Origin of the sequence: Actinosynnema sp. NPDC059335, assembly GCF_042752395.1 — a bacterium.
GTDB lineage: Bacteria > Actinomycetota > Actinomycetes > Mycobacteriales > Pseudonocardiaceae > Actinosynnema.
The window spans coordinates 13,958-20,863 of record NZ_JBHYXZ010000060.1 but is presented as its reverse complement, the minus strand read 5'-3'; the positions used below and the strand labels follow the sequence as shown (position 1 = coordinate 20,863).

Annotated in this window: 6 protein-coding genes; all 6 read left to right on the top strand. The window is 70.8% G+C overall.

Going from position 1 to position 6,906, the window contains the following annotated elements; all coding sequences use genetic code 11:
- The first annotated feature begins 1,140 nt into the window (after positions 1 to 1,140).
- Positions 1,141 to 1,674, top strand: coding sequence for a YbaB/EbfC family nucleoid-associated protein (locus tag ACFXGA_RS20065; protein WP_378089968.1), 534 nt, complete (start codon positions 1,141 to 1,143; stop codon positions 1,672 to 1,674).
- A 13-nt stretch (positions 1,675 to 1,687) separates the two neighbouring features.
- Positions 1,688 to 2,014 (top strand): hypothetical protein, encoded by a 327-nt coding sequence (locus ACFXGA_RS20060; RefSeq protein WP_378089966.1) that lies wholly within the window; start codon positions 1,688 to 1,690, stop codon positions 2,012 to 2,014.
- Positions 2,011 to 3,150 (top strand): WXG100 family type VII secretion target, encoded by a 1,140-nt coding sequence (locus ACFXGA_RS20055; protein WP_378089964.1) that lies wholly within the window; start codon positions 2,011 to 2,013, stop codon positions 3,148 to 3,150. Before ACFXGA_RS20060 ends, ACFXGA_RS20055 begins: the two co-directional genes overlap by 4 nt.
- Positions 3,147 to 3,830, top strand: a complete 684-nt coding sequence (locus ACFXGA_RS20050; RefSeq protein WP_378089962.1) for a hypothetical protein — start codon at positions 3,147 to 3,149, stop codon at positions 3,828 to 3,830. Before ACFXGA_RS20055 ends, ACFXGA_RS20050 begins: the two co-directional genes overlap by 4 nt.
- A 13-nt stretch (positions 3,831 to 3,843) precedes the next feature.
- Positions 3,844 to 4,476 (top strand): hypothetical protein, encoded by a 633-nt coding sequence (locus tag ACFXGA_RS20045; RefSeq protein WP_378089960.1) that lies wholly within the window; start codon positions 3,844 to 3,846, stop codon positions 4,474 to 4,476.
- Positions 4,477 to 5,240: 764 nt separating this feature from the next.
- Complete coding sequence (locus tag ACFXGA_RS20040; protein WP_378089958.1) at positions 5,241 to 6,890, top strand: TIGR04141 family sporadically distributed protein; 1,650 nt, start codon at positions 5,241 to 5,243, stop codon at positions 6,888 to 6,890.
- The last annotated feature ends 16 nt before the right edge of the window (positions 6,891 to 6,906 follow it).

The window sequence follows — 6,906 nt, the reverse complement described above, 5'->3', positions numbered from 1 at the left end:
CTGTGTCGTAGCGCACGTGAACTACTTCACGGCGCTGAAGTCGGCAGTTGTCCGGACGAGGCACGGCTGCAGCCCATCGGGGCGTTGCCGCTCCACCACTTGCGGTCGACTCGACCCCGCGAGCGCTCGGTGCTCGCACAGCGATGTTGACCGCCGTCGGGATCTCCCGAGCGGTGGGAGGGTCGCGGGATCCACGACCTGCGCGACCGTGATGTTATCTGCGGCCACGGCTCGGGAATGCGCGCTCAGCGGTTGCGCCGGCTGAGCGATCGGGTCGGGCTCACAATCCGGAGAAGTGATCCCGACGCCGGGAAACGCAAGCGGTGTGCCGGGATCGGTGTTCCGTCGGGTAGTCGGTCACAACTGTGCCGAAAAGTGGCCGCGAAAAGATCTCGCAGGCCAGTGGTCTGCGCGGGAATCCACCGCTCGTCCTGCGCGACGCGTCGGGGGCTTCGCCGGCACGCGGGATGTTGAGCAGCTACTGAGGGGGGGGGGACACCTTGTCCAGAGCACTGCCGCGCGCCCGCGTGCGGCTCGGAGGCGTGGGCGGAGAACCGCTGCGGCGGTTGTGCCGGCGTGGACCACCGCCTTCAGCGGCACGGCCGCTTGGGCGCAGGAAATCGACTCCTCGATCTCGGTGCCCCGTCGAGGCCACGACGACTGCTCCCGTTGTCAAGGCGCCGTCGTCTGCCGTGCCTGCTCCGACCGTGCCGTTCGAGATTGGTCCGGTCGAAGCCACGGGAGCCGCGCCGGACACGCCGCAGCCCGGTGCGGCTGGTGGGGGAACGACCGGCGTGATGGCCGCCGGTGGTGGTCTCGCCGACACGGTGTGAGGGTGCTCGGTTTCGAGTTCTCGGGTCTGCTCGCCGTGGTCGCCCGGATGGTCGGACGCGCCGCGCGGCCTGACTTCACGGAACGGAGGCGTCGCCGCCACCGCCGGTTCGCACCGGTGGCGAGCCGGTGTCGCGGTGGTGACGTGCGGGTTCGGCTGTCGGGGGGCCATGCGCGCGACCACGTCGGACGACGGCGCACGTGCCGGTGACCGGGTCGCCCGGACGAGGTGGGGTGGTTGCCGATACGGTGCTGTCGGCGTCACCCGAGGGTGGTCGTCGGGGGTGTTCCGTCGGACGAGGGGTTGTCGTGGCCGATCCGCAGCGGCGCATACAGGAGATGATGCGGTCGTTCCAGGAGCAGGCGGAGAAGGCCGGCCGGCTCCAGGAGGCGATGAAGGACCTGCGCGGGGTGGGGCGCAGCAGGGACGGGGCGGTCGTGGTGACCGCGGCGCCGTCCGGGGCGGTCCTGGGGTTGCGGTTGTCGCCGGCCGCGATGGGGCGGTCGCACGTGGCGTTGCAGCAGGAGATCCTGGACGCCATCCGGGCCGCGACGCAGGACGCCGCCCGGCAGCTCGACGCGGCCGTCGCCCCGATCCTCGGCGACCGGTTGGAGCAGTTCAAGCAGGGTTTGGCGGCGTCCGGCGTGGAGCCGATCATGCCGTCCGCGCCGCCGCCGGCCGGAGCGCCGCCGGGCCCGCCGCCGGGGGCGCAGGCACCGTCGCCCGCCGCCCCGCCCGCCGGCCGGCCTCCGTTCGCGCCGCCGCCCGGCCAACCTCAGCGGAACCGTCCGGCCCCGCCGCCGGTCGAAGACGAGGAACCACCGAGCACGTACCTGCGTTGAGGGGGAGCAGCGGATGACGTTCAGCATCGTGCCGGAGGCGTTGACCGCCTTCGCGGCGGGCAGCGAGAGCCTCGCCGGGAAGTTCGGGCAGCTCGCCGACCTGCTGGAACAGGCGCGCGTCGACGACCAGTGCTTCGGGCCCATCGGCGACGCCGTCGGCCTGAGCAGCGGCTACTTCTCGAGCCTCGACGAGTGCCGGCAGCTGGCCAACGACGCGAAGGGCTTCCTGGAGCAGACCGGCGAGCAGCTGCGCGGGAGCTTCGAGGTCTACCGCGGCGTGGACGACGGCATCTCGCAGGCGTTGCAGCAGATCGCCGACGGCCTGGTCGGTGGCCGATGACCGGCGGACCGGGCACGTTCGCCGACCTCAACGGCGGCGATCAGAAGAACTGGTTCGAGCAGGCCGCCGGGCGCGGCAGCTCGGGCATCGGCGCGTTGCAGGACCTCGCCGACGCCACCAGCCCGCCGCAGATGGCCGCGGCGACGATCTCCGGGCGCATGGAGCTGTTGCAGACCATGGCCAGCCCGGGACAGGCGCTGCTGGACAACGGCCTGGGCTTCCTGGTGTCCATCGTGCTCAGCCCGTTGATCGAGATCGCCGAGTGGGCGGTCGGCGACCCGGAGCAGATGCGCGCCACCGGCAACGGCTGGGAGCAGGTCGCCGGCTGGCTCGACGAGGTCGCCGAGGCCGAGAAGAAGCGCGCCGAGGCGACCACCGGCGTCTGGCAGGGCGCGGCGGGCGACGCGTTCCGCAGGCAGGTCACCGAGTTCGGCGACGGCGTGTCGGCCCTGGCCGAGGACGTGCGGGGGCTCAAGCAGACCCTGGACATGATCGCCGACCTGTTCGACATGTTCGTGGAGTTCGTGATCCAGATCCTCACCGAGCTGATCATCGGCCTGATCGTGCAGTGGCTGGCGGCGCTGGCCGCGTCCTGGATCACCGCCGGCGGCTCGGTCGCGGCCGCCGGGGCCACGACGACCGTGCAGGTCGGCAGCACGGGCATGCGCATCACGATGCGCGTGTCGAAGCTCCAGATGGAGCTGTTCAAGATCGTCAAGCGGTTGGAGGACCTGCTCACCCGGTTGCGCGGACCGCTGCGCCAGGTCATCCAGCGGATGAACGGCCTGCGTGGCGGCAACATGGCCCAGCAGTTCGCGGGCCGCCACCTCGGGGCGAACCCGCTGGTCAACATCGTGACGCGGGCCGACGACGTGTCCCTGGCCTCCACCACCGGCAACCGGTTCATGCAGGGCGTGACCGGCGAGGGCGCGCTGGCGGGCAACATCGCCCAGACCGTGCTCACCGGCATGCTCGGCGGTCAGACCAGGGTCGGTGGCGCGGCGTTCAGCGCGGGCGTGGACGCCGCCGTGGACGGCGGCATCAAGTTCGGCACGCAGGAGGCGTACGACCAGGCGCGGAACGCGCCGTCCGAAGAGGAGCGGCGCGCGGCGCAGGACCGCGGGTTCGCCTGGTGAAGCTCGACGGGGTCCTGGCGATCAGGGAGCACTGGGCCGCGCCGGACGAGCCCGTGCTGGTCTGCGCGCCGGCGGGCACGACCAATTCCGGCTTCGACGTGGGCGGGCTGGACTGGTGGGGCGCGCCGGAGCGCGGGCTCGGCGGCAAGGCGCTGCGGGTCCTGGGCACCGCGACGGCCGCCGTGACCGCCGGCGGACCCCGTGACCAGGCCCAGTCGCCGCCGAAGGTCGTGGTGTTCGGCCCGGGGCCGGACGCGGTGGCGGCCGGAGCGGGCCTGGCCGTGCGCGAGCAGTCCTCCGCGTGGTGGGTGCTCACGCCGCGGCGGATGGCCTGGCTGCGCACCGAGCCCGAAGCCCCGGCCGAGGGGGCGGAACCGGACAAGTCGCTGCTCGACCAGGTGTGGGGCTTCGCCAAGAGCGCCCGTGACGCGTTCGCGGGCCGGAGCGCGTTCCCGCCGCACGTGCCCGTCGAGACCGCGGGGGTGGTCCCGGTGGCCGAGGTGCCGCGCGAGCGGATCACCGGGGTCGCCGTCGCCGAGCGCAGGCTGCCCTACGACTACACGCCCGGCACGGTCCACGTGTTGCGCGTCTCGCTCGCGGACGGGTCGGGCGTCGACGTGGTCGGCGGGGCCGAACCGGGGCTCGCGCAGCGGCTGCTCGCCCTGGTCAACGGTCGGTAGAGGACGGACCGCGGTGCCCAAGAACAGGCTGAAGATCGGCGAGGTGGCCCAGCGGCGCTGGGTCGGGCCCGGCGAGCAGGTCGTGTGGGTGGTGGACCCGGAAGGCCACGTCGGCAGCACGGTCGGCCCGACCCGCGCCGCGCCGCACCGGTCCGCGACGGCGGCGTTGGAGGTGCCCGAGCCCGAGTGGCCGTTGCCGACGCGCGCGGTCGCCGAAGGGCGGTTCCACCACGACGAGTGGGTGCACGACCCCGCGGTGTGGGCGTGGGCCCACGCCAAGGGCCCCGAGCAGGCCGCGGCCCGGTGGGCGGACCTGTTCACCGCGGGCCGCGACGAGTGCCGCCTGCTGCTGACGAACCGGCGCCTCGCGCTGGTCGTGGACGGTGAGGCGACCAGGCCCGCCGCGCCCGCGTCCGGCGGACTGCTCGGCCGGGTCCGCGGCCTCGGCCAGTCGTCACCCGACGTCCCGCCGCTGGTCACGTGGTGGGAGTCCCCGGTGGCCGCCGCGCGGTTGCAGGCCGTGCCGTTGGGGCGGCTGGCGCGGCCGGAGTGGTTCGTGCGCATCGCGTTCGCCGACGGCTCGACCTTCGAGTTCCGCGACGCCCAGGCCGAGCAGTCGATCCGCACCGCCCACGCCAACCTCTGAAGTCGGATCCACCCTCAGCGGTCCGACGCCCACGCAGGCCACCGGACGGCATCCGCGACGTTCGGATGCACCGTCACGACGTGCGAGCTGCAAGGCCGGACGGCGCTCCAGCCCTGGTAGGCGCGGTGGGTGGCCTCCGTTGTCGCCGCGCACTCCCTGTGCTCACGAGGTGTATCCTCCGGAGAACACTCGGACACGTTGGGGTCTACTTATGGGCGTACCTCTGACGGAACGTTCGCAAACGGTGTATCGGCTCGACCGATGGGGGTTGACCGCTCACCGTCGGGTGACGGCCGCCCAGCGCCTTGCTCCTGCTTCGCCGGACCGCCTGGAGTGTCGGCACGTAAGGATGCCCCTATGACGGCCTAGCATGGTCTCTTCATGAGAACGCGGCCCCCTGCGCCAACAGGGAGCCGCGTGATGTCGTCCCATCCAACTGAACTGGCTACCCACCAGAGAACCGTCAGGAGGAACGCCTGTGATTCTAAGTCCAGGCTGTCTGAAAACGCCACAGGAATGCGGACTTCCGTTCTGAATCACTGGATCGGTTGGACTTGACAGCTCTGCCGACCGGCTGATCCGCCACGATCGTTCACAGCCACGTCACACGGCTGTCGATCCCGGCTGTCTGAGCAGGCTGCTGCCTGCTCAGACCCCAGTCGACTTCGAACGTCTTCGCAGCCGACTCCATGGGTATCTGCTTCCCGGCTGTGCGCCGCCCTCGTGGTGAGCGCCGTGCCGCCGCGCGCCAAGGACATGCAACCTTGCCTCGACTCCGCTCTTCGACCACGCCCAAGACCCTCTACCGCTTCGAGGGTGGCCTGGACCTGGTCGACTACCTTGTTTCCCTTACCCAGCACGACATCCATGAGAACCGCGAGGTGCGCATCGGAGAGGTGACCGGTCGCCTGGTGACCGGGCGCTTCGGCTCCGAGCAGCCGGAGTGGGCGTCCTTCATCCAGTCGGTCACCGACGTCACCGTCAATCTTCCGAGCTCCCTGCCGTTCGCCGTCCTGCTCGTGCCGCTGCCGCCGTGGACCTATGCCATCGCCTGCGGCTCGGGTCACCACCTGCTCGACGACCAGATGATGGAACAGGGCTTCGGCCTGATGTTCGGGATCCGCCGCCTCGACCCGGACCGCCTGGGCACGGTCGCCCGGTCGGCGCTGGACGCCACCGCCCGGCACATCGAGACGTCGTTCCCAGGAGGGAGCGACATCGGCAGCTTCGACCTGGAGCGGTTCGGCGAGTTGGTCAATCGCGTCGGAGGCTTGGCAGACCTGTCCGGGCTGACCTACGACCGCGACAACGCGAAGCCCTACCGGATCAAGACGGCGAACTCGTTGACCGTGCCGTTGGCACGGGATCCCGATGCGCTCCTACGCGACCTGGCGAAGATCGGTGAGATCGTCGATCAGACCGATGTGGACAGCCGCCTGCAGTTCATCGGGCAGCTCCGGCCGGTCAAGCGCGGCCATCCGCACTACACCGAACTGGAGCAGCGGTTGGCCCGAGCGCTCGGTGGTGACGACCGCTTCGGCCCCTTGGACGTGGCGTGGCCACCGAACGTCGTGAGGGCCGCCGATGACGCGCACTCGTACGCGGTGTCGAGTCGTGGTGGGGCACCCATCGTCGCGCCACTGGAGATCGCCGACATCCTGCAGTTGCTCACTGGTGTTCCGCTTGACGAGCGCTTGGCGGAGATCGCCCGCGTCCGGGTGACGCCGTGCGCGGACGACTCGGGCCGGGACGCGCTCGCGGCCGCGACCCAACTCCGCAGGTGGGTGAGCTTCGAGACGACCATCGACAGTGTCCGCTACTGCTACCACCACGGCGAGTGGGTAAGGATCGGTGAGAGCTTCGTCGAGCAGATCCACGACCAGGTCAACGAACTGCTGAGTAGGCGCAGCACGCTTTCCTTCCCGCTGTGGACCCCTACCGGGAAGCGGAACGACGAGCATGTCTATTGCGGACACGCAGCCGCTCACCTAGGCGGCATCGTCCTGGACCGCGATCTCGCCGCCACTCCGTTGCACCACAAGTTCGAGCTCTGTGACCTCGTCGGACCGTCCGGCGAGATGGTGCACGTGAAGTGGCTTAGCCGAGCGACGGCGGCCAGCCACCTGTTCACCCAAGCACAGGTCTCGGCGGAGTCACTGCGGTTCGAGCCGGAAGCGTTGATCGAGTTCAACCGGCGTGTCGCGGCAGTCGACCCGACCATGGTGACGCCGGACGGGCCCACCACGGTGGTGTTGGCCGCGGCCGGTCGCCCGTGGCACGTCGACCGGTTGTTCAGCCTGTCGCAGCTGTCCCTTCTCCGCCTTGATCGACGGATGCGGCGGCTCGGTCTCCGATTGGAGTTCGCCGACATTCCGTACGTGGCGAAGCGAAAGAGGGGCGCACTCGCCGCCTAGATGACGTTGGTGACGG